The organism is Lysinibacillus sp. FJAT-14222 (genome assembly GCF_001278875.1).
Classification (GTDB): Bacteria; Bacillota; Bacilli; order Bacillales_A; family Planococcaceae; genus Lysinibacillus; species Lysinibacillus agricola.
This window is the reverse complement of sequence record NZ_LIYL01000057.1, coordinates 39,927-62,390: the sequence shown is the minus strand read 5'-3', so window position 1 is coordinate 62,390 and position 22,464 is coordinate 39,927. Positions and strand designations below refer to the sequence as shown.

Sequence of the window (22,464 nt, the reverse complement as noted above, 5' to 3'; positions counted from 1 at the left end):
ATAGAGTAAATACCTATAATTTTGCACATTTGCATTAGATGTGTTATTGAATCGTCTATTTGCAATAAAGTCCTCATATGAAAATTTCAAAAGCATACAAAAAACCACCTCCTATCGAATTTTTAGAATCGATAAGAAGTGGTTACTAATTTGTTAATTGATTGAGAATTACACTACTTCATAAAAGGAACGTATTTTCGCTCTCTTGTTATCTTGCTAATTGTGCAAATACTTTATGGAAGGCATCAACCGTTTTTGCGATATGTTCCTCCGTATGTGCAGTAGAAATAAATAAACCTTCAAATTGAGATGGCGGTAAGAAAATACCTTCTTCTGCCATTAGACGGAAGTATTCAGCGAATAATTGTAAATCAGACGTTTTTGCTGTAGCAAAATCAATAACATCTTCGTTCGTAAAGAAGAAACCTATCATTGAACCAGCACGATTCACAGTATGTGGAATATTGTATTTCGTTGCTGCTTCACGGAAACCAGCCTCTAATTGATCTCCTAGCTTTTTGAAGTATTCATAAGAGCTATTATCTAAGCGAGATAATGTTTCATAGCCTGCTGTCATTGCTAATGGATTCCCTGACAATGTTCCAGCTTGATAGATTGGACCAGCTGGTGCTACCTGCTCCATAATTTCCTTTTTCCCTGCAAATGCACCAACAGGAAGTCCACCGCCAATTACTTTTCCTAATGTTGTCATATCTGGTGTTACATCAAAATAACCTTGTGCACAGCCATAGTCAACACGGAAGCCTGTCATAACTTCATCAAAAATCAACAAAGATCCATGTTCCTTTGTTAATTCACGTAAGCCTTGTAGAAAGCCTGGTTGTGGAGGTACAACGCCCATATTTCCTGCAACTGGCTCAACAATTACTGCCGCAAGCTCTGAACCAAATTTTTCGAAAATTAGTTTTGCCCCTTCTAAGTCATTGTACGCTACTGTTAACGTATTACGTGCAATATCCGCTGGGACACCAGGACTGTCAGGTAAGCCTAATGTAGCTACCCCAGAGCCAGCCTTAATGAGCAAGGAATCTCCATGACCATGATAAGAGCCCTCAAATTTTAAAATTTTATCGCGCCCTGTAACACCACGAGCTACGCGTAAAGCAGACATCGTAGCCTCTGTCCCAGAAGACACGAAGCGAATCATTTCCATTCCAGGCAGTCGATCTAATACTAATTTGGCCAATCGATTTTCTGTGAAGCTTGGTGCTCCAAATGAAGAGCCTTTCGCTGCTGTTTCTGCAATTGCTTGTACAACTTCTGGATGCGTATGACCTAAAATAAGAGGTCCCCATGATAATACATAATCAATATATTCATTGCCATCGATGTCTTTAATAATAGCACCATGACCAGACTCCATGAAAATTGGATCCATATTTACGGATTTGAACGCACGTACTGGGCTACTTACACCACCTGGCATTAAGTTAATTGCTTCAGCATATGCTTGTTTTGATTTTTCGTAAGAACGCGCCATTTATTTCTCCTCCAACCAGTGTGCAACATCTTTAGCATGATACGTAATGATTAAATCAGAGCCTGCACGTTTCATGCCAAGTAATGTTTCAAGCACTACTTTTTTCTCTTCAATCCAGCCATTAATAGCTGCTGCTTTGATCATTGCATATTCACCAGAAACGTTGTACGCAACAATCGGTAATGTATAGTTATTTTTCACATCACGAATAATATCTAAATAACTTAGAGCTGGCTTAACAATTAAGAAATCTGCACCTTCTGCAATATCTGACTCTGCTTCGCGGAATGCCTCTATACGATTCGAAGGATCCATTTGGTAAGATTTACGATCACCAAATTGAGGCGCACCATCAGCTGCATCACGGAATGGCCCGTAGTAGCTAGAAGCATACTTTACGGCATATGACATAATCGGTACATTTTCAAAGCCTGCTTCGTCTAAGCCTGCGCGAATTGCAGCAACAAAACCATCCATCATATTAGATGGAGCAATGATGTCTGCTCCAGCTTTTGCTTGTGATACTGCTGTACGTGCTAAAACATCTAATGAAGGATCGTTTAAAATTTGATCACCTTCAATTAAGCCGCAATGACCATGATCTGTAAATTCACATAAGCATGTATCTGCAATGACTAATAGCTCTGGGTAGCGAGATTTAATTAGTCGTGTTGCTTCTTGCACAATACCATGATCATGGAATGCACCAGTTCCGACTGCATCTTTTTCTGCAGGTAAGCCAAACAAAATAACTGCAGGTATACCTAAAGTAACAACTTCGTCAATCTCAGCTTCAAGTTTATCTAATGAAAATTGAAAAACTCCTGGCATAGAAGGTACTTCGTTTTTAATATTTTCGCCTTCAATAACGAAAATTGGATAAATTAAGTCCTCTTTGTGCAAGTATGTTTCTTTTACCATTGATCGTAATGCAGCATTTGCACGCAAACGACGATGTCTTTGAAATTGTAATTTTGTCATTTTCTCTCTCCTACTTTCGTTATTTCCTCGATGACTGCTTGCATTGTATATACGCTCGGCATAACATCCACAGTAGCACCGTGATTTAAAATAACTGCTTCTGTAATATGACCGATTGCTGCCACACGTGCTGCCTCCCAACCAATTACTGAAGCTACATCCATTGCATAGACATCAACAGCGGAAGGGCTAGCAAAAATCACTGTGACGTCGCTATTCGCTCGGATACAATCAATAATTACTTGTTTTTGACCGTGTCGCTCAATCGTTTCATAAACTGTCCATTCCTTTAATTTAAATGGCAGCCCTTCCTTCAATGTCTTTTTCGCTTTTTCTCCACGAATAAATAGACATGTAGGATTGCTGCCTGCTACACTAGGAAATTCTTGAACAAATACATCTGCACTAAATATAGAAGGCATAAAACTCACATGGAATCCAAGCTTTTCTAAGGCTGTAGTAGTTTTAGTACCAATAGAAGCAATCTTTCCTTGAAAATGCCCTGCACTTAAATTAAAACGTTGCATTTTGTTGGCAAAAGCGTCTACAGCATTTTGACTCGTAAAAATGAGCCATTCAAATTGACGCGCAAACTCTAAATGCGCATCATCGTTTCTATCGATAAGCTCACAAGTTTCAATCAATGGGGCAATTATTGCTTGACCACCTAAAGCTGTAATGTCATCTATAATTGTTGTCGTCTTAGATGTACCTGTCAAAATAATAGTTTTACCTTCTAAAGGTAAATTACTTTGCATCTTGCTCTGCCTTTACTCGTTGAATTAATTCAAAAGCACCTTGCTTCGTTAAAATCTCAGCAAGCTCTTTCCCAACTGCTGCCGCATCAGTGCCTACTACTGTTTCCTTGTAAACAACTGAGGCATCTGGTGCAGCAACAAGGCCAGTTAGTGTAATTTCTTCCCCATTAGACTTTGCGTATCCTGCGATAGGTACTTGACAGCCTCCATCCATAGCCGCCAGGAAAGCACGTTCTGCATGTGCTTCTTGCCATGTAATGCTATCTGTTAACTTACCTAATTCCGTTAATAACTCCGTATCATCTCCACGGCATTCAATACCTAGAGAGCCCTGAGCTACTGCTGGAAGACAATCCTCAACAGGTAAAAACTCAGTAACAACATCATCGCTCCAGCCAAGGCGTTTTAGCCCTGCTGCCGCTAAAATAATGGCATCGTATTCATCTGTTTCAAGTTTAGCTAAGCGTGTATCCACATTTCCACGAATCCATTTAATTTCTATATCTGGGCGGACTGTTAAAAGTTGAGCACTGCGACGAAGAGAACTTGTCCCAACGACAGCTCCCGCTGGAAGATCGGCAAACTTCACATGTCCTTTTGAAATAAATGCATCACGCGCATCTTCACGAGGTGGAATACAGCCAATTACTAATCCTTCAGGCAGTACTGCAGGCATATCCTTCATAGAATGAACAGCAAAGTCAATTTCTTTGTCGTAAAGTGCTTGTTCAATTTCTTTTACGAAAAGCCCTTTACCACCTACCTTAGATAGCTGCACGTCTAAAATTTGGTCACCTTTTGTGACAATTTCTTTCACTTCAAATTCAAATGGTACACCTGCTGCTTTTAACTCATTGATAAACCAATTTGTTTGTGTTAAAGCTAGCTTACTTCTCCTAGAACCTACAATAATTTTTCTCAACAGTCTCCAACCTTTCTTCTAATACCATAAATGGAATCGCGATAAACTACTTCCTAAAAAGAAGTTAACAACAACTAATAGGTAAGCGTATATATGTACCCACGCATAAGTTGTCCCTATCAGCTTACTTTTACGATTCACATACAATATAAAGCAATATAAAATTAAAATAATAAAGGACCCAATAATCTTCGCATCAAAAACCGAAAGACTCTCTAGCGTTAGTAGTGCCCATTCAAACCCTAAAATTAAACTTATAAATAACATTGGAATACCGATGAAAAATGACACATTCATCCAACTGCTCGTCTGCTGTAGTGATGGCAGCCTTGTCCATAAATGTGACCATTTTTTCTTTTTAAGCAAACGATATAATACTAAATATAATATCGCAAAAACAAATGTTAACGAAAATGCTGCGTACGATAAAATCGCAAATGATATATGAATAAAAAGCATTTCCGAAATTAAAGTATCGCTAACTGCTCCTGTTGGTCGTTTCGGCATAAAAGTAAAAATACTAGCGAACAAAAATCCTAGTATATTAATAATAAACACCGGGAGATCAACTCGTGCAATACAGTGCAGAATAATAGATAATGTCACGAGTAGCCAGGAATAAAAGAGAATACCTTCAGACAAGGATAATATCGGAAAACGCTTTGTTTCCACAAAAGTTAATATAATAATGGCACTTTGAATTACCCATACAAATGAAACAAGCCAAAAAGCAATTCGCCTTGCTCGTACTTGCTTATAAAAGTAATCAGTAAAGTAAAATACTAGACTGATCGCATACAAGACGATCATTACTTCATATAGCCTTGTCATTGTCAAATCAGCCAATAGACATCCCTTCTTTATATCGAATGTGCTAAAGTGATGTACTTTAGCCTAGAATAGAAAAACGTTTTCGTATCCTTAGTTTACCATACAGATACGAAAACGCCTCATTTAATATCATTAGAAAATCTCGTTCGCGGGCAACTTTTCTAAAGTTGCACCGCGAACACATAGACATCTTTAGAAAGAGTACTTTGGTTCAGTGGAAGATTCTGATGACTGTAAGCGTTCTTTGCGTTCAAGCTCTTGCTTTGTCATCGCAGTAACTTCAGCTTCCACAGCATCCTCAATACCGAAAATTTGTTGGAATAAACGTAACTGTTCATTTGCTTTTGGTGAATTTGCCATTTCTTTAGCTTGTAAAATTGGCTCTTTTAACAATTGATTAATAATTGACTTTGTATGCTTACTTAAAATTTTACGTTCACGATCTGTTAAATCTGGCATTTTATTTTCGATACTAATCATTGTCTCTTCTTGAATATGACTCGCTTTTTTACGTAAAGCCGAGATGACAGGAACAACGCCAAGAGTCGCAACCCAATCTTTAAATTGTACAACCTCTTTGCCAATCATTGTAGTAATATCAGCCGCAGCGCGTTCACGCTCAGCTAAGTTTGCTTCTACGATGCCTTGTAAATCATCTATATCATATAAGAAAACATTTGGTAAATCTCCAACAAGTGGATCAATATCACGCGGAACTGCAATATCTACCATAAATAATGGTTTACCTTTACGCAAACGTTCTACAAATTGCATTAGTTCATAGTCAATAACATAATCTGTTGCACCTGTAGACGTAATTAAAATATCTGCTTCCAGTAACGAACATTGCAGCTCCTTCATAGATTTTGCTTCACCGTCGAATTTAGCTGCTAGACTTTCTGCTTTTTCGAACGTACGGTTAATAACGGTTACTTTTCCTACACCGCTACCGTAAAGGTTCTCAATAGCAAGTTCCCCCATTTTTCCTGCACCTAAAATTGCCACATGTTTACGTTGTAAAGATCCGAATATTTTTTTTGCTAATTCAACTGCTGCATAAGAGACTGATACCGCGTTCTCACCGATAGCCGTTTCATTATGTGCACGCTTCGCAAATGTCACCGCTTGTTTAAATAGCTGATTGTATACCGTTCCTGTTGTTCCAATCTCTTGTCCACTTAAGAAGCTTTTCTTAACTTGTCCTAAAATTTGAGTTTCGCCAAGCACCATCGAATCAATGCCAGCTGTCACTTTGAATAAATGCTCGATTGCCTCATCTTCTTCACGTATTGTTAAATACGAAGAAAATGTCTCCGCTGGCAGGTCGAACCAATTTGCTAAAAATTGTTTAACAAAATGACGTCCAGTATGCACCTGATCAACTACTGCATATATTTCTGTGCGGTTACATGTCGAAACAATAACATTTTCTAATATACTTTTTTGTTTTTGTAGCGCTTCCATTGCTTGTGGTAGTTCACTCTCTATGAATGATAACTTTTCACGAATTTCAACTGGCGCTGTCTTATAATTCAAGCCTACTACGATGGTATGCATGAATAACACCTCACACGTTCTAATTCACAAATCTCATTATAGCACAGTTCGACAAGAGTTCATCTATAATTTGTGAACATGTCATGAAGAACTGTAATTCGTCATCTACATTAGAATTATTATAAACTAAGTGTAACAAATTATACGTTCTGTTTCAAATTTAATGTTTTCCAGAACATTTTCTTTAATGGCTCTACCAAAAAGTGTGGTTGATTTCCGTTCCGACTGGGCACTTTGTTGCTGCCGCTACGCTTTCGCACAGATAAAACATTTGCCGCTGACGCTTCGCTGCGCTGCAGGGTCTCGGGCCAACACGATGTTGGTCACGAAGGCGTTATCACAGGATGTGATGGTTTTAGCCTTCGTTCCTCTATATCGCTGATCCCCAAGGAGTCGCCCAGTCGTAACGAAGATCAACTTATTCACATGATATACGTTTTATTAAAGACATTCCTATCTTCCGATGATGAACAAATAAAAGATGATTGATATTGAAGATTCCTAAAGGCAATTCCTAATTATTCATACGTACAAACTATTACTTTCACGTTGGAATAAGGATAATCAATTATTTTATTTAGGTAAATATGTCTTTCGAAATAAACAATAGAGTTAAATCAAATCTTACAACTCTATTGTTCTTTTAATTATTATTGAGGTATAAAAAAATGCCTTTGTTGAATTATTATTTTTAACAAGGCTAAATTTACTTTCTTATACTATTGTTCCCTAAGTCGAAATTAAGATAAACATTTCTGTACATTAGTCATCACCTCAAAGTTTCTTTAGGCGTAATATTGCCAAATTTAATAAATTTATTAAATAAACGGTTCATTTCGAAGGTTAGGATAAAAATTTTTTTGATATATATGATGAAGATAAATTGATTGGATTGGAGGCGGACGGAAATCAACAACACTTTATGGTAATTATTGTATAAAATCAAAAAAGCTGAACTAATTTTGTCTATTAGTTCAGCTTAATTTTGAGTATTAAACTATTAATTTGTAATTGTCGTGGTTTTTGTAGCTATAATTTTACCGTCTTTATCATACGCTACAAATTCAATCTCATTATTAACTTTGAAGTCCTGCATTGTTTGCACTGGTTTTGTTAACATGTAGACATTATCACTACGCTTTTTCAATTCAAATTGCGCATCTCCACTTAAAGAAGGGAAACGTACATTAATCTTTGCAACATTTGAGCAATTACCATCGATTCTTGCATTCATTGTAATATTGCCTTTGCGTAGAGTTACTGTAGCTTCTTCAAATAAATCTTCAGGATTCACGCAACTTGAAGGCGCAGTTTTGCATAAAATCGCATCAATAATTTTTTGGAAAACTTGATGTAATTGTAAGTTATCGATTGCGTGGTAATAAATACCACCAGTATCTGCAGCCAATTGCGTTAACATTGCATCATTGACTTGTGATTTTTTACCCATACTTACAGTGTAAACCTTAACGCCTTGCTTTTTCGCATCGTTCAGCACTTTTGTCATTTTCGATTTACTTGTTTTACCATCTGATACGACAATAATAGCTTTTGAGGTTTTCGAGTCATTTGAGAATTTAGACAGTGCGATTTCTATACCTGCAAAAATATCTGTGGCACCCTTCTCTTTCGATGCTTTATAAAGATCTTTTTTCAATACATTGTCTGTACTGCCTTCTCCAAGAACAGTAGCTTTTGTATTTGTTTCAATAACAATATTATTTTTAGCCTTAATTTGATTGATTACTTCCATCATTTTTTTACCACGGTAATTTGTTTGGTCAGTAGCTTTCATGGAAGCAGAGTAATCAACTACGTATGCGACTTCTGTTGCTAAAGAACAAGAATTTTTACTAAAGTAAGGATTTGTGAAAATATCCTTCGTTATTGTTTTATCTTTTAAATCCTTCAATATTGTGGCATAACGAGGATCTATTTTATTTACCAATGTTGCTTCAGCTTTAGATTTCCCATAAATAACTGAGTCAAAGTACGCTACAGCTGTACCTGGGCTTCCAGTATTATTTAAATAATCCGAAGTATTTGTTACGAATGAAGCTGTTTTCTCAACACCGTCAAATTTAATTTTTACTGTTCCTTGGTAATCAGTAATAATTTCTCCACCTGGTCTCACTAATGTAACCATTACTTTCGTGTAACGATCTTTACCAGATGGTCTTGATGCTGCTTCCGCACTTTCCTTTAATGCTTCCACTCGTTTTTTATAGGCTTCTACTTGACCAAGTAATTTACCACCTTGGTATTTTAATAATACAGTTCGATCATAGTTACTTAAGCTTGTGAAAATAGCATAAATTTTCATGACACTGTCATAATGCTCGAGTGTTAGTTTTTTTTCATCTGGCATATAGCTCATAAGTTGAATAATAGCACCAACTGGGTTAATGTTCTCAACCTGTGAGGCAATCGCATCATCAATTCCTTGAATACGATAAATTGGACGCCCATCATCTGAAATCATATACATAATTTCAATCGTATCATTAACCGAATCCTCTAAACGTTTTTCAACAATCTCTTCGAACAGCCAAACTGAAATATTATAGTTTTCAAACTGTAAAATGGCATTTTCATAGCCTAATGCAGGGTATTTTTTATCACTGCCACCATATTGTAAATATATATTTTCAACATTTCCTAAAGCATTGGTTACATTTGTTTGCTGCCCAATACTAAATAGTTTTTCTTCTCTATCAATCCAATGGACGTTCACAATATTTTCTGTAAAGAACTCTGGTAATTTTTCATACGGTACATATGGAGGTGTTACATTTCCATTTTCGTCATCAGTATTTGCTGGATCATACACTTGATAATCAATGCGCATTTCTGGTTGAGGTGAGTAACGGACTTGTGCATTAAGTTTTTCACCTACAAGACATTTCATACCAGGATCTGTATTGTTAATAAGCTCAAATGAAATTGTATCACGTACAGATTTTGTTAATTTTGGTGCTATAACAATCGCAGAGACAGTAGAGCCATCTGATTGCACATTTCGAACAGCTTCACCAGATGTGTCAACGATTTTTGCACCATATGATGAAGTTACACGGAATGTATAAGATTTATCATCAGGTATTGGATCACCATTACAAGCTTTTAAAGATACAGTAATGAGCGTTGAATCTTGGTCATTTGCGATTAAATCTGGTTTTTCAACATCAATACTTTGTAGAGCATTATTTACATACTCTGGTCCAGTAAAATCGTTGTTATTATCCTTTGGCTCTTCAAATTCTGTGTTGCTTGAGCCCATGAAACTCGGAGGTAATGTAATTTTATCGTTATCACGGCCTGCTGCAGTACGTTTTAATCCTAGTACAGCAAAGTTGTCGTTTTGTACACCGCGGTATAAAAATTCAGCACTATCTCCACGAGTTAGCTTTGTAGAAGGATTGAAGTCGGCAAATGTCTTTTTACCAGTGTTTCCTGTTGAAATATCATTTGTGTATAAATATTGAACTGCCTGAGGCTCATCTAAATCTAAACCTTTAAAGGCCGCATATAGTCGCGCAAATTGTCCACGTGTAACGGCTTTTGAACGATTGGCTGCTGTATAAGTACCATTAAACGGTAAATAAAAATCACTATAGAAATTATAGGCAACACTGTCGTTATACGTTAATGCATAATTGCGATCAAGCTTTGCAAACATGACAACAAGCTCTCGCTCAGTTATCTGTTCATTAGGTAAAAATTTATTAGCGCTATTCAATGAGAGTAAATCATTATCGACTGCCCATGAAATAGCTTTGTATTTACTATTATTTGTTGGTACATCCTGAATTGTCGTAGCTGCATGAGTAACAGCTGGAGTTGCTGTCATAAGGACAAGCACGAAACAAAGCAGGGATAGAAATGCTTTTTTAGCATACGTCATTCATTTCAGTCCTTTCTTTAATTAAAGAACAATATGTCATCTCGATAATTTTGTTTTAAGTCATTTTCCAAATAATTCAAGAAACGTTCTAACACTACTGATGCTTCTGCTCGCGTTAATGGTTGATTTGGATTAAATCGACCTACAGGGTCACCAGTCATTAAGCCTAACTCATTTACAATGTAAATACCGTCTCTTGCATAGGCTGGAATTTGCGCATCATCCTTAAACTTTGTTATATAGCCTGGATCTGGCGCCTTATTCTCAAGCCCTAAGGCACGCACATAAATCGTAGCGGCTTGTGCTCGAGTAATTGGATGATCAGGCTTGAAATACTCTGGTGATACACCTTTAATAATTCCTTTATGAACCGCAGTCTCAATATAGGCATAATCTTTTACTGTACGCTTGATATCTTTAAAAATACTTGCCGTAGTTGTCGGTTTTTTCGTTTTCGGTTCTTCCATAACACGTAAGTCAACTGCCTTACCAATCGCCGTTGAAAAGTCAATACGCTTCATAGGGGTATTCGGTGAGAAGAAGTTACTTGCATCAGAGTAAATACCTAAAGAGTATAATTTTTCGATAGCCTCTTTCGCATAATGATTTGATAAATCACGGAACTTAGGAATGATTAAACGTTCAATTGTCGGCATGTATTCGGTATCTAAGTCAATAGAACCTTTTTGTCCAGAGGCTAAATCATACGTATATTCAGAAATAACATCCTTTTCACTTACTACCGCATATCCACCATCAAAGCTCCCCAAACTCCCTAGGTTTTCTTCATAGTTTAGTACACGTGATTTACTTGTAGATAAACGATTTTTCATATGGCTTGTCTTACCATCGCTATAATTATAAACAGCTTCTGTAATTTGTGTTTCTGTTGCTCCCCAGAAGTTTTCATAGCCAGCATGACGACTATCAGTATCAATTGTTACAGAATTTTGAGTTGCATTTTTTCCAGTCCCAGTTTGATAGGAATATGTTTTTCTAGAAATCACATTACCTGAATAATAATCAGAGGCTGCACGATTGTCCGTTACAGTACCTTGTGAAAATTGGTAATCTACCAATGTATATGTTATTTTTCCAGCAACAATTTTCTCTGTATACTTTTTCACTACACCATTCGATGTTTTTTGACCAATCGTAGCATAATCCACAACATCAGATTCATAGGCAATATTTCGTGTCAATGTAGCACCGTTACTTGCTGTCAGCTTTAAACTATATGTTTCAGTTAACCTTCCTTTAGATTCTTTTTGTGTGATTTTGATGTCTTTACTAGTGCCTTTAAATATAATAGGTGTTCCTGTAATGAAAACAGCTTCCTCATATGTATATTCATTTTTAACAGCACCTGTTGTTTCTAATGAAGCAGCTGATGCATTTACTGGGATAGTAGCACCAATAACAAATACAGCAAGAACCACTAACATTATTTTAGATAAATGTTTTTGCATTCTTTTTTTGTCCCTCTCTTTCATTCCATGCATATCCGCAATATGGAGCTGTCAAATAGGTAAAAATAATAGGTTAAAATTTGCTCGTCTTCTACCAGTAGTGCGACAAAGGTTTTCATCATAAGTATCCTCTAACTTCGCACACTTCATGCAGCTGATGGCCTTCGTCGAAAAGACTACTAGCAGGAGACTCGCAGATTCATATTTTATTAATCAACTAATATAAAATGAGCTTTAACAAAACGATTAGATAATACTACTAAACGATCAGATGGTTTTAAATCAGATGGTTGAATAACTTTACCAGCTTTAATAAGCGTAGCTTGGTCAATATTCATATCAACCATTTCCCCAGCTTCATACCAACGGCCATTTTGCCATTGACTAACGCTCTTCACATTAATCACAGCTGGATATGTCGATTTTACTGACTGTAGTTTACCTGCTAGCATTAACGGTGCAACTGGCTTAGCATTATCAAGGATATGGAGAGCTTGAACATGTCCATCTTTTACATAGAAGTATCCATAATCACCTTCAGATAAATAAAGCTCAATATCTGGTATTACGCTATATGTTTTGTTTCCATCATCGACCATTGCCTTTGTTGAATTACTAACTGACAGTACAGTACGATCTGTTTTCTTGAAAACATTCGACTCAATCTTCATTGCGTCATCAATTTCAATTAAATAGCCGTCCGCTTGTGACAAACGTCCATAATATAAATCATGACCTGCTAAGTTCGGTGACATAAAGCTATCACTTGTCACTTGTACAACTTGTGCATAATGATCCCGTGCAGCACCGTCTGAAATAACAAAGGCTGTACCATAAGCCATCAATCCAGTAGGCTCAATTAAACGACCATTTCGAATTAAAATCGTTCCATCGTGGAAGTACATTGAACCTGCCGATTTAAGTTTTAATAATCGATATTCAGTATCTACAGAAAGCATTGGCTCATAGTAAGTTCGCTCGTTATTTTTCAAGACAACAATTTTCTCAATGACTTCTTTGCCGAATTGTTTAACGGTCGCATAGTATGCTTCACTGCCAATGTAATTTTTCAATTGACCTTTTTCAATCTTTGTATTTCCAACATAAATCGGTACCTTTGATGAAAAAATCATCGTTGATAGAGCTTTTGTTGAGTCTGAGCCAAATTGCCAATTTACAAATGCATGTTGATTTTTGACAGTTAACTTATTTGCATTGGCATTAACAGCTTGTATTTCACCTTTATATAGGTTTTCAACTAATGTACCTGTCTCACTAATTTCTATTTTCGTGACAATGGATGTGTTTCGATTTTTAAGATTAAGCTTTACACGATCCCCTACGTAGAGTGCACTTATATCGACAGCAGAGGAGTTCTTTTGATAGCTTGTATCTTTATTTATATAGTAGGCAGTTTCCTTCCCAATATCAGGCTTCAGCATAATGAATAATCCATTTGGATCAATACTTGTCACTACTCCAGCAAGTGTTTTTGTATTTTGTGCAACTGTCGGAGATTCTGTTTCTTTTGTAGAACTAGAAGTACCTCGAAGTTCAACAACACTTCGAAGAGAAATATCCGCTTCTACCTTCATCCCCATCTTAAAGCCTTCGATTGTTGTTTCTGTATTATTAATATACAGGCGGGCATTATTATTTATATTGTATGTAATTTGACGACCGCTATTATTTTGTAAAGTAATCTTGCTCAGCTTTTTTTCTATTACTCCGTTTGAATTGGCATATTCTGAAAATGTTACATCTACAAAGGTTCCAGTCACCATTTGGGCAGCATGGGCTGTTTGACTTGATGAAAATCCGAGAATCGTTAGTAACAAAATCATTAGTATGTATGGAATCTTCTTCAACAAATCCCGCCTCCTTAAAAATTTTATTTACAAATAGTATATCGTATTATTGGTAGTTTTTCCTATTCAAAAAGTTACATTTTAGTGCGTTTACTTTCTTTATTAAAGCTATCATTAGATACAAAGATAGAGGTAGCTTCCAACTTCAAGCTACCTTGTCTTCATCATACTTGAATGTCAATTGTATGTCCGGCTGACGGATGTGGAGCATCTAACATTTCAACTAACTGTTCTGTATTTTGCTGTTGCATCTCCATTGCCTGCTTCGTTACAGCTAGAGATACATTTTGCATTAGCGTTGCTTGATTCATTGCCATTGATAAAGCTGCGATATCCATTTAGTCCACCTCCTATCTAATTTATCGGTCAAATGTTCCATTCATCAAGCGATTTCTCCCATTTTCAAACAAAAAACATCTACTGTCCTAAATATTAGACTCAATAGATGTTTTCTTATCTTCATTCAGCAAAATGTTTTAGTAGCAAAAGCAAAGCGTCAGCTACAGATGTTCTTTGTAACGAAAGCGAAGCGTCAGTTACAGATGTTTTTTAGCGAAAGCGAAGCGTCAGCTACAATTACGCCAACGAAATTGATTACATTTTATTTTCGATAGTACGCCATGCTTCTTCAAAGCCAAGTCCTTTTTCTGAAGAAAAAACAATAAGTGGATCATTTTTGTCCATATCCAGCGTTTCTTTCACGACCTTTTTATGTTTATCCCATTTACCTTTTGGAATTTTATCCGCCTTTGTTGCAATGACAATACAAGGAATATTGTAATGCTTTAAAAAATCATACATCATGCAATCATCATCTGTAGGAGGATGACGTAAATCAACAATTTGTACGACTGCCTTTAATTCCTGGCGTCCTGTAAGGTAGCGCTCAATCATTTTCCCCCACGCTTCACGCTCAGTCTTTGAAACCTTTGCATAACCATATCCCGGAACATCTACAAAAAACAATTGCTCTTCGATTTTGTAAAAATTAAGCGTTTGTGTTTTTCCGGGCTTAGAAGAAATACGTGCTAAAGCTTTACGACCGATCATTCGGTTAATGAAGGAGGATTTCCCCACATTTGAACGACCGGCTAGTGCAAATTCTGGCAGTCCATCTTCTGGATATTGGTCTGGTCTTACAGCACTTATGACCATTTCGACGTTATGGACTTTCATTTTCTTATAAACCTCCGTCCAGTGCATAGGCCAATACTTCATCAGCCGATGACACTAGTTTAAATGTTAGTTGTTCGCGTACACTTTCAGGAATATCCTCAATATCTCGCTCATTATCTTTCGGACAAATAATTGTCGTTAAGCCTGCTCGATGCGCACTGAGTGTTTTTTCCTTTAAACCACCAATTGGCAGTACACGTCCACGTAATGTTATTTCACCTGTCATGCCAACTTCACGGCGTATTGGGCGGTGTAAAATTGCGGAAACAATTGCGGTTGCCATTGTAATACCTGCAGAAGGTCCATCTTTTGGAACAGCTCCTTCAGGAACGTGAATATGAATATCATGTGTTTCAAAATATTCTGCATCCACCTGAAGGTCTTCTATTTTTGTACGGACATACGATAAAGCTGTTTGAGCAGATTCCTTCATGACATCGCCAAGCTTCCCAGTTAGCTGCAATTTCCCTTTACCCGGTGTTAATGATACCTCAATTTGTAATGTATCACCACCCACAGTTGTATAAGCAAGCCCAGTAGCTACTCCGACTTGATTTTCCTTCTCTGCTTGTCCATAACGGAAGCGATGCTTGCCAAGTAACTCTTCTAAAGACTTTGAGCTAACTGTTACTCGTTTCTTCTCACCAGAAACGATGATCTTAGCGATTTTACGGCATAGAGTTGCGATTTGACGCTCTAGCCCTCGAACACCTGCTTCACGTGTATAATAACGGATAACATCTACTACTGCTTCATCTTTAATAATAACTTGTGTTTTTTTCAAGCCATGCTCTTTTAACTGTCTTGGTATTAAATGATTTTTGGTAATTTGCGCCTTTTCAATTTCTGTATAGCCAGCAATTGAGATTACTTCCATACGATCTAGTAACGGCCCTGGGATTGCACTTAAATCATTAGCAGTAGCAATAAATAATACATTTGATAAATCATAAGGTTCTTCAATGTAATGGTCGCTAAATGTATTATTTTGGGCTGGATCCAAAACTTCAAGCATTGCTGCTGCAGGATCTCCTCTAAAGTCATTAGACATTTTATCAATTTCATCTAGTAGGAACACAGGATTAATCGTTCCTGCCTTTTTCATACCTTGGATAATACGACCGGGCATTGCCCCAACATACGTACGACGATGACCTCGAATTTCTGATTCGTCACGTACCCCACCTAATGAAATACGGATAAATTTGCGATCTAAGCTTTCTGCAATAGATCGAGCTAATGACGTCTTACCGACACCAGGAGGGCCAGCTAAACATAGTATTGGTCCACGTAACGAGTTTTTCAACTGACGTACAGCTAAATATTCTAATATGCGTTCTTTTACTTTTTCTAATCCGTCATGATCACGATTTAAAATGTTCTCTGCATGTTCGATATTCATGCGGTCCTCAGTCGCATTAGTCCATGGTACTGATACAATCCAATCAATATAGTTTCGAATTACGCCACTCTCTGCACTAGCTGTTGGTATCTTCTCATAGCGATCCAATTCTTTAAGCACTAATTCTTTCGTGGATTCAGGCATTCCTGTTTCATCAATACGCTTCCGTAATTCAGCTACTTCGCCAGTTTTTCCTTCACGATCCCCTAGCTCTGTTTGAATAGCCTTCATTTGTTCACGTAAATAATATTCTTTTTGCGTACGCTCCATGGATTGCTTAACTTTTGTATTAATTTTCTTCTCAAGATCAAGTACTTCTTGCTCGTCATGCAAACGAATAATTAAATGATCTAAACGCTTTTTTACATTGAGCATCTCCAATACTTCTTGTTTATCAGCAATCTTAAATGGTAAATGCGATGCAATGATGTCTGCTAAACGACCAGGCTCTTCAATGTCTGCCACAGTACTAATGGTTTCAGACGTAATCTTATTGGAGGCTTTCGCGTATTTTTCGAAATACGTTAACAACGTACGCATTAAAGCCTGTGTTTCAATATCCTTATCGAGTGCTTCCTCCTTAACATCGATGTCAACAACCGTATATTTTTCTAACGCTTGATAGTTAGTCCATGAAGCACGAGCTACGCCTTCCACTAAAATTCGTAGTGTCCCATTTGGTAATTTTAGCATTTGCTTGACATATGCAATCGTACCAATTGGATATAAATCTTGCTCCTCAGGCTGTTCATCATGCATTTCTTTTTGTGTTACCAATAATATCAATTGGTCCTCTAACATTGCTTGTTCTAGCGCTGCTACAGAACGATTTCTACCCACATCAATATGTAACACCATCGACGGGTATACTAAAAGTCCACGTAAAGGCAATAATGGTACATTTGTTGTTTTTTGTATTGTCACCATGCGGGTATTCACCTCCGTCAAAATTTTCTTGTTCACTACTAGTATGTGTCTAAAAAGCCGATTCACACTAGTTAATCAAGCGAGCCAAAAATTTCATCTAATTACAGTTGGCTTTATGTATGAATGAATAAAAAGCTGACTGTCGATATGTGCGAATATTGCACAATCGAAGTCAGCTAAATTACTCTTTATCTCATAACAATAGACAGCCACGTCTGTTCGTTATGCTGAAGTTTTTGTGTCGCTACCTTCATCGAGTTCAGTGCCATCTTCAAGAAGCAATTTCGGTTTTTCTTTATCCGTAATTGTTTTTGCCGTAATGATACATTTTTTCACGTCTTCACGTGAAGGTAGTTCGTACATTACATCAAGCATCGTTGACTCAATAATTGAACGAAGACCGCGTGCACCTGTTTTGCGCTCAATTGCTTCTTTTGCAATTGCAGTGAGGGCACCTTCATCAAACTCAAGCTCAACACCATCTAGATTAAGCATTTTTTGATATTGCTTAGCCAGTGCATTTTTAGGCTCCGTTAAAATTTGTACAAGCGCAGCCTCGTTTAATTGCTCTAGACTTGCAAGTACTGGTAATCGACCGATGAATTCTGGTATTAGACCAAATTTCAATAAATCCTCTGGAATCAGCTTTGCCATAATTGAGCCTTCATCCATATCTATTTTGTTAGGATCTGAACCGAAGCCAATTACTTTTTCACCCTGACGGCGTTTAATAATGGATTCTATTCCATCAAACGCTCCACCCACAATGAATAAGATGTTTGTCGTATCGATTTGTAAAAATTCTTGGTGAGGATGCTTACGACCACCTTGTGGTGGAACACTCGCAACTGTTCCTTCTAAAATTTTAAGAAGGGCTTGTTGTACACCTTCACCAGATACATCACGTGTAATGGATGGATTTTCAGATTTACGTGCAACTTTATCGATTTCATCAATATAGATGATCCCTTTTTCAGCACGCTCAATATCATAATCTGCTGATTGAATTAATTTTAATAAGATATTTTCAACGTCCTCACCAACATAGCCTGCTTCTGTTAGAGAAGTAGCATCCGCAATAGCAAAAGGAACGTTTAATATACGCGCCAATGTTTGAGCTAATAAAGTTTTACCGCTACCAGTTGGGCCGATTAACACAATGTTCGATTTTGCTAATTCTACATCATCAATTTTACTATTCGTATTAATGCGTTTGTAGTGATTGTAAACCGCAACTGCTAAAGCTTTTTTAGCACGTTCTTGTCCAATTACATACTCATCTAAAATCGCTAAGATTTCTTTCGGTTTCGGAATATCCTGGAATTCAATTTCCTCTTCACCGCCCAGTTCCTCTACAACGATTTCTGAACAAAGCTCGATACATTCATCACAAATATAAACACCAGGACCTGCAACTAATTTACGCACCTGTTCTTGTGGCTTTCCACAGAATGAGCATTTTAAATTGCCTTTTTCATCATTAAATTTGAACAATATGTTTCACCCCTATTCAAGCAACAATCTTACAAGATTATTGAACCTTTATCAAATAAATTGTCTGCATCCATTTACACCTCGGCGATTATGGTTCGAGATTTTAAAAAAATTTCGACATTCATTGTACAAAAAACATTAGAATTTACCACAAAGCTGCCAATTCATTAACTTGATGAATTCCAGCTCATCACCATGACGTGTGGTTGATTTCCGTTCCGACTGGGCGCTTTCCCGGGGGCGTCCGATGAGCCGCTTCGCTGCGCTCCATGGTCTCGGGCCAACAGATGTTTTTTGCGCGAAAGCGAAGCGGCAGCGGCACCGATGTTGGTCACGAAGGCGTTATCACAGGATGTGATGGTTTTAGCCTTCGTTCCTCTATCACTAATCCCCAAGGAGTCGCCCAGTCGTAACGAAGATCAAATTTTGAAAAAGGAAGCACATCCGCATTCATCTCACTTCAGAGGTAGAAGTCTTCTACTGAATGAAGATAAATGGCATACGTTTTAACAAATGTCATCCACAACTTTTGGTGATGAACCTGAATTTCACTGATTATACCTTTTATTTCCACGCACATGTAACTGACTGATTCTTCAGAAACCTCTAGCGACCAGAGACCTTTCGTTTCGTCAAGCTCCCTACTCTCGTCACTGTATTTAGCTTGTGATTTCACTGTTACACCCATAAGTCAAATTACAGATACTCAAATGAGTAACTTGCATTTCCTTAAAATCTATTACATTCGCCAGAGGCTTAACTTCATTCAGAAGAGGATGTATTTGCTATATAGTTTAATTAAAGCATTATTCCTCATTTGTTGAGAAATTGATAAAAATACACTAAGCTCTGACTCTGCTGAATGAAGTTACAATTTAGCATCGTGTGAAAAGTCAAACAATACTATGTATTAGAAGTGTAAAGGCTCTGCCTATCCCATCTTCAAAAACAGCGCTTCCTTTTGGAGGATGTATTTTTCGGTGAAAGTAGTTGTAACATCATCAACATCATTAACTATGTCGAACTAAACCTAAGGGGAATAAGCTAAACCTAAACAAAATATATGTGATAAAACAAGGCACGGTTTAACGCCGTACCTTGTTTTAATTGGACTATCAAGTTACAAAAAAATCCTATTCAGTAATTTTAGCGTTTTCTACTAAAAATTCAACTGTTTTTTGAATTTTAATATCATTTTCAAGAACTGATGTGCCACCTAAAGCACCTGTAATTTGCTCTTTTGTCATATTGAATTGAGCAGCCATTTTTTCTAATTCAGCTTCAATATCAGCTTCAGTAGCTTCAATTTTTTCAGCTTCAGCAATTGCTTCAAGTGTTAAAGATACACGTACACGGCTTTCTGCTTCTTCTTTCATTTGTCCACGTAAATCTTCTTCTGATTGACCTGAGAATTGATAGTAAAGGTCTAAGTTCATACCTTGCGTTTGTAAACGTTGACCAAATTCTTGTAACATACGATCAGTTTCAGAGTTAATCATACCAGCAGGTACTTCAAATTCTGCATTCTCAGCAGCTTTTTCTACTAATTCGTCACGAAGTGCTGCATCTGATTCTGCTTGTTTTTGTTCAGCAGTTTGCTCTTTGATTTTAGCGCGTAAAGCTTCAACGCCCTCAACTTCTGGGTCTAATTCTTTAGCGAATTCATCGTTTAATTCTGGAAGAACTTTCGTTTTAACTTCTTTTACAGTTACTTTGAAAGTAGCTTCTTTACCAGCTAATTCAGCTGCATGGTATTCTTCTGGGAAAGTAACAACTACGTCTTTAGATTCACCAGTTTTAATACCTACAATTTGCTCTTCAAAGCCAGGGATGAATGAACCTGAACCAATTTCTAGTGGATAGTCTTCACCTTTACCACCTTCAAATGCTTCTTCCCCTACGAAACCTTCAAAGTCGATAACAGCTGTATCGCCTTCTACGATTGCTTCGTCTTCTTTAATTTCAAGTTCAGCTTTACGAGCTAATTGGTCTTGAATTTGTGTTTCTACTTCTTCATCAGTAACTTCTACTGGAAGTTTCGTAACTTCTAAACCTTTGTACTCACCAAGTTTTGGCTCTGGTTTCACTGTTACTTGAGCAGTAAATGTGAAATCTTTACCGTGTACGAAGTTTTCTGTACCAGAAATTTCTGGGTAATCTACTGGCATAATTCCAGCTTCATCGATAGCTTTCGCATAAGAATCAGGTACGATGACTTCTAATGCATCTTGGTATAAAGATTCGATACCAAAGCGTTGTTCAAACATTTTACGAGGCATTTTACCTTTACGGAAACCTGGTACGTTAATTTGTTTTACTACTTTTTTAAATGCTTGATCCATTGCTGCGTCTACTTCTACAGCAGGTACCTCAATTGTAAGAGTACCGATATTACCTTCTTGTTTTTCCCATTTTGCTGACATGTATAAATACCTCCAAATAAATAATCAAGTTTAATTGTTAGACAATTCATTCGTAACTACGATTTTGACAACCATTTTAGTATAACATAGATGCGTATAGTTTCAACTTATTTCATACCTCATGTAGTTCTGTTAGTTTTTCTAACATTTGTAAAAAGTCAATGATTTCATAGTTCATTTCCTGCACTTTTCCGAGCATGGATTGTACAAAGTCAATATAACTATAGGCAATATCATCGGCTTCGTATGGGTGCCATTCAAACGGATACGTCACAATGGCATGCTTTGCCATTAGATATTGTACCATTTCTAACGTCGATGGGTCTTGTTCTAATTTATTTTCTATTATTTTTTTTACTTCCCCATACTGAGGCAACTGATTTGGTAGTACTAAATTGATAGGATTAACAATCATTGTTTCGTTAAATTTTGAAACAGTAATCTCAATTGATACTTCTTGTTCCACTAATAGTATTAGTGCTAAACTCTGGACAAATGGATGGATCGTTGGACATTCAATAATAGCTTTCAATGCTGTTTTTAATTGTCGTACATTCGTATCCATTAAGCGATGTAATCGAATAGATTGTTCATCTGGTGATAATGCGCTAAATTCCGAAAGTTCATATTCTTGCTCTTCTAACAATCGTTGCGCATCCTCTTTTTTCTGGAGATTCCTAGCCACTTCTTGATTCAAGCTTCTCAAACGTTCAAATTTCTCTACCTGATCTACCGGAAGTGCATTTTCTTCAATCAATGTCGTAATTAATGACTCTACTTGATGGTATTCCTTTAGCTGCATACATACAGTAACATACAGTTCCATTACTTCCACATACAATGTAGTTCCCATAGTAAACAATTGCTCACAAACATTTTTGACTTTGTCGTATGCCTTTAATTCATATAAGGCGTATGCGTAGGCACTTAATGCTAATTCATCTCCAGTTTCATATAAAAATGCTTTTTCAAAGCTTGCCACAGCTTCTTCATATTGATAATTTTCCGCATACATATGTCCTTCACGTATTAATGTCTGAACAGCACCAGGAAAAACAACTATATTGTCATGTTTTATAACATGCTGTTTTCGCTTTGTCATTTTTCTCACCTCTTTACCACTATTTTACTTATTGATCCTATATGAATTATCACCATAACATGGGATTGATTTCCGTTCCGACTAGGACTTTCTTTTTTTGGGGGGCGTCCGATGAGCCACTTGGGGCATCTTTAACAAAAAATCACTGC

General features: G+C 37.0%; 15 protein-coding genes. All 15 read right to left on the bottom strand.

Features of this window, described 5'->3' with window-relative positions:
- Positions 1–208: 208 nt before the first annotated feature.
- The 15 genes from hemL to AN161_RS23440 all read right to left on the bottom strand — a co-directional run bounded on the left by hemL (position 209) and on the right by AN161_RS23440 (position 22,315).
- Positions 209–1,501, bottom strand: a complete 1,293-nt coding sequence (gene hemL, locus AN161_RS23510) for a glutamate-1-semialdehyde 2,1-aminomutase (protein WP_053596743.1) — start codon at positions 1,499–1,501, stop codon at positions 209–211.
- Positions 1,502–2,482, bottom strand: coding sequence for a porphobilinogen synthase (gene hemB, locus AN161_RS23505; protein ID WP_053596742.1), 981 nt, complete (start codon positions 2,480–2,482; stop codon positions 1,502–1,504). It abuts the gene before it with no gap.
- Positions 2,479–3,240, bottom strand: coding sequence for a uroporphyrinogen-III synthase (locus AN161_RS23500; protein WP_053596741.1), 762 nt, complete (start codon positions 3,238–3,240; stop codon positions 2,479–2,481). Before AN161_RS23500 ends, hemB begins: the two co-directional genes overlap by 4 nt.
- Complete coding sequence (hemC, locus tag AN161_RS23495) at positions 3,230–4,162, bottom strand: hydroxymethylbilane synthase (RefSeq protein WP_053596740.1); 933 nt, start codon at positions 4,160–4,162, stop codon at positions 3,230–3,232. The genes AN161_RS23500 and hemC overlap by 11 nt, the downstream gene beginning before the upstream one ends.
- 18 nt (positions 4,163–4,180) lie before the next feature.
- A complete protein-coding gene (ccsA, locus tag AN161_RS23490) occupies positions 4,181–5,008 on the bottom strand; it encodes a cytochrome c biogenesis protein CcsA (protein WP_053596739.1) in 828 nt (275 codons plus the stop codon).
- Between the two features lie 177 nt (positions 5,009–5,185).
- On the bottom strand, positions 5,186–6,550 hold the full coding sequence (gene hemA, locus AN161_RS23485) for a glutamyl-tRNA reductase (protein ID WP_053596738.1): 1,365 nt from the start codon (positions 6,548–6,550) through the stop codon (positions 5,186–5,188).
- A 1,000-nt stretch (positions 6,551–7,550) separates the two neighbouring features.
- Complete coding sequence (locus tag AN161_RS23480) at positions 7,551–10,454, bottom strand: vWA domain-containing protein (RefSeq protein ID WP_053596737.1); 2,904 nt, start codon at positions 10,452–10,454, stop codon at positions 7,551–7,553.
- Between the two features lie 17 nt (positions 10,455–10,471).
- Positions 10,472–11,923, bottom strand: coding sequence for an S-layer homology domain-containing protein (locus AN161_RS23475; protein ID WP_053596736.1), 1,452 nt, complete (start codon positions 11,921–11,923; stop codon positions 10,472–10,474).
- A 209-nt stretch (positions 11,924–12,132) separates the two neighbouring features.
- On the bottom strand, positions 12,133–13,791 hold the full coding sequence (locus tag AN161_RS23470) for a hypothetical protein (protein ID WP_053596735.1): 1,659 nt from the start codon (positions 13,789–13,791) through the stop codon (positions 12,133–12,135).
- A gap of 164 nt (positions 13,792–13,955) precedes the next feature.
- Complete coding sequence (locus AN161_RS27885; RefSeq protein ID WP_075807335.1) at positions 13,956–14,129, bottom strand: YjfB family protein; 174 nt, start codon at positions 14,127–14,129, stop codon at positions 13,956–13,958.
- Positions 14,130–14,385: 256 nt separating this feature from the next.
- Positions 14,386–14,967, bottom strand: a complete 582-nt coding sequence (yihA, locus tag AN161_RS23465; RefSeq protein ID WP_053596734.1) for a ribosome biogenesis GTP-binding protein YihA/YsxC — start codon at positions 14,965–14,967, stop codon at positions 14,386–14,388.
- Positions 14,968–14,971: 4 nt separating this feature from the next.
- A complete protein-coding gene (gene lon, locus AN161_RS23460; protein ID WP_053596733.1) occupies positions 14,972–17,296 on the bottom strand; it encodes an endopeptidase La in 2,325 nt (774 codons plus the stop codon).
- Positions 17,297–17,518: 222 nt separating this feature from the next.
- Positions 17,519–18,790 (bottom strand): ATP-dependent protease ATP-binding subunit ClpX, encoded by a 1,272-nt coding sequence (gene clpX / locus AN161_RS23455; RefSeq protein ID WP_053596732.1) that lies wholly within the window; start codon positions 18,788–18,790, stop codon positions 17,519–17,521.
- A gap of 1,133 nt (positions 18,791–19,923) precedes the next feature.
- Positions 19,924–21,213, bottom strand: a complete 1,290-nt coding sequence (gene tig / locus AN161_RS23445; RefSeq protein ID WP_053596730.1) for a trigger factor — start codon at positions 21,211–21,213, stop codon at positions 19,924–19,926.
- A gap of 112 nt (positions 21,214–21,325) precedes the next feature.
- Positions 21,326–22,315: a CDC27 family protein gene (locus AN161_RS23440; protein ID WP_053596729.1), complete on the bottom strand. Its 990-nt coding sequence runs from the start codon at positions 22,313–22,315 to the stop codon at positions 21,326–21,328.
- Positions 22,316–22,464 lie beyond the last annotated feature (149 nt).

What these genes read in the sequence shown, in the direction of transcription:
- hemL (WP_053596743.1), bottom strand. Translation starts at nt 1,501, where the DNA reads ATGGCGCGTTCTTACGAAAAATCAAAACAAGCATATGCTGAAGCAATT.
- hemB (WP_053596742.1), bottom strand. Translation starts at nt 2,482, where the DNA reads ATGACAAAATTACAATTTCAAAGACATCGTCGTTTGCGTGCAAATGCT.
- AN161_RS23500 (WP_053596741.1), bottom strand. Translation starts at nt 3,240, where the DNA reads ATGCAAAGTAATTTACCTTTAGAAGGTAAAACTATTATTTTGACAGGT.
- hemA (WP_053596738.1), bottom strand. Translation starts at nt 6,550, where the DNA reads ATGCATACCATCGTAGTAGGCTTGAATTATAAGACAGCGCCAGTTGAA.
- AN161_RS23480 (WP_053596737.1), bottom strand. Translation starts at nt 10,454, where the DNA reads ATGACGTATGCTAAAAAAGCATTTCTATCCCTGCTTTGTTTCGTGCTT.
- AN161_RS23475 (WP_053596736.1), bottom strand. Translation starts at nt 11,923, where the DNA reads ATGCAAAAACATTTATCTAAAATAATGTTAGTGGTTCTTGCTGTATTT.
- AN161_RS27885 (WP_075807335.1), bottom strand. Translation starts at nt 14,129, where the DNA reads ATGGATATCGCAGCTTTATCAATGGCAATGAATCAAGCAACGCTAATG.
- yihA (WP_053596734.1), bottom strand. Translation starts at nt 14,967, where the DNA reads ATGAAAGTCCATAACGTCGAAATGGTCATAAGTGCTGTAAGACCAGAC.
- lon (WP_053596733.1), bottom strand. Translation starts at nt 17,296, where the DNA reads ATGGTGACAATACAAAAAACAACAAATGTACCATTATTGCCTTTACGT.
- tig (WP_053596730.1), bottom strand. Translation starts at nt 21,213, where the DNA reads ATGTCAGCAAAATGGGAAAAACAAGAAGGTAATATCGGTACTCTTACA.
- AN161_RS23440 (WP_053596729.1), bottom strand. Translation starts at nt 22,315, where the DNA reads ATGACAAAGCGAAAACAGCATGTTATAAAACATGACAATATAGTTGTT.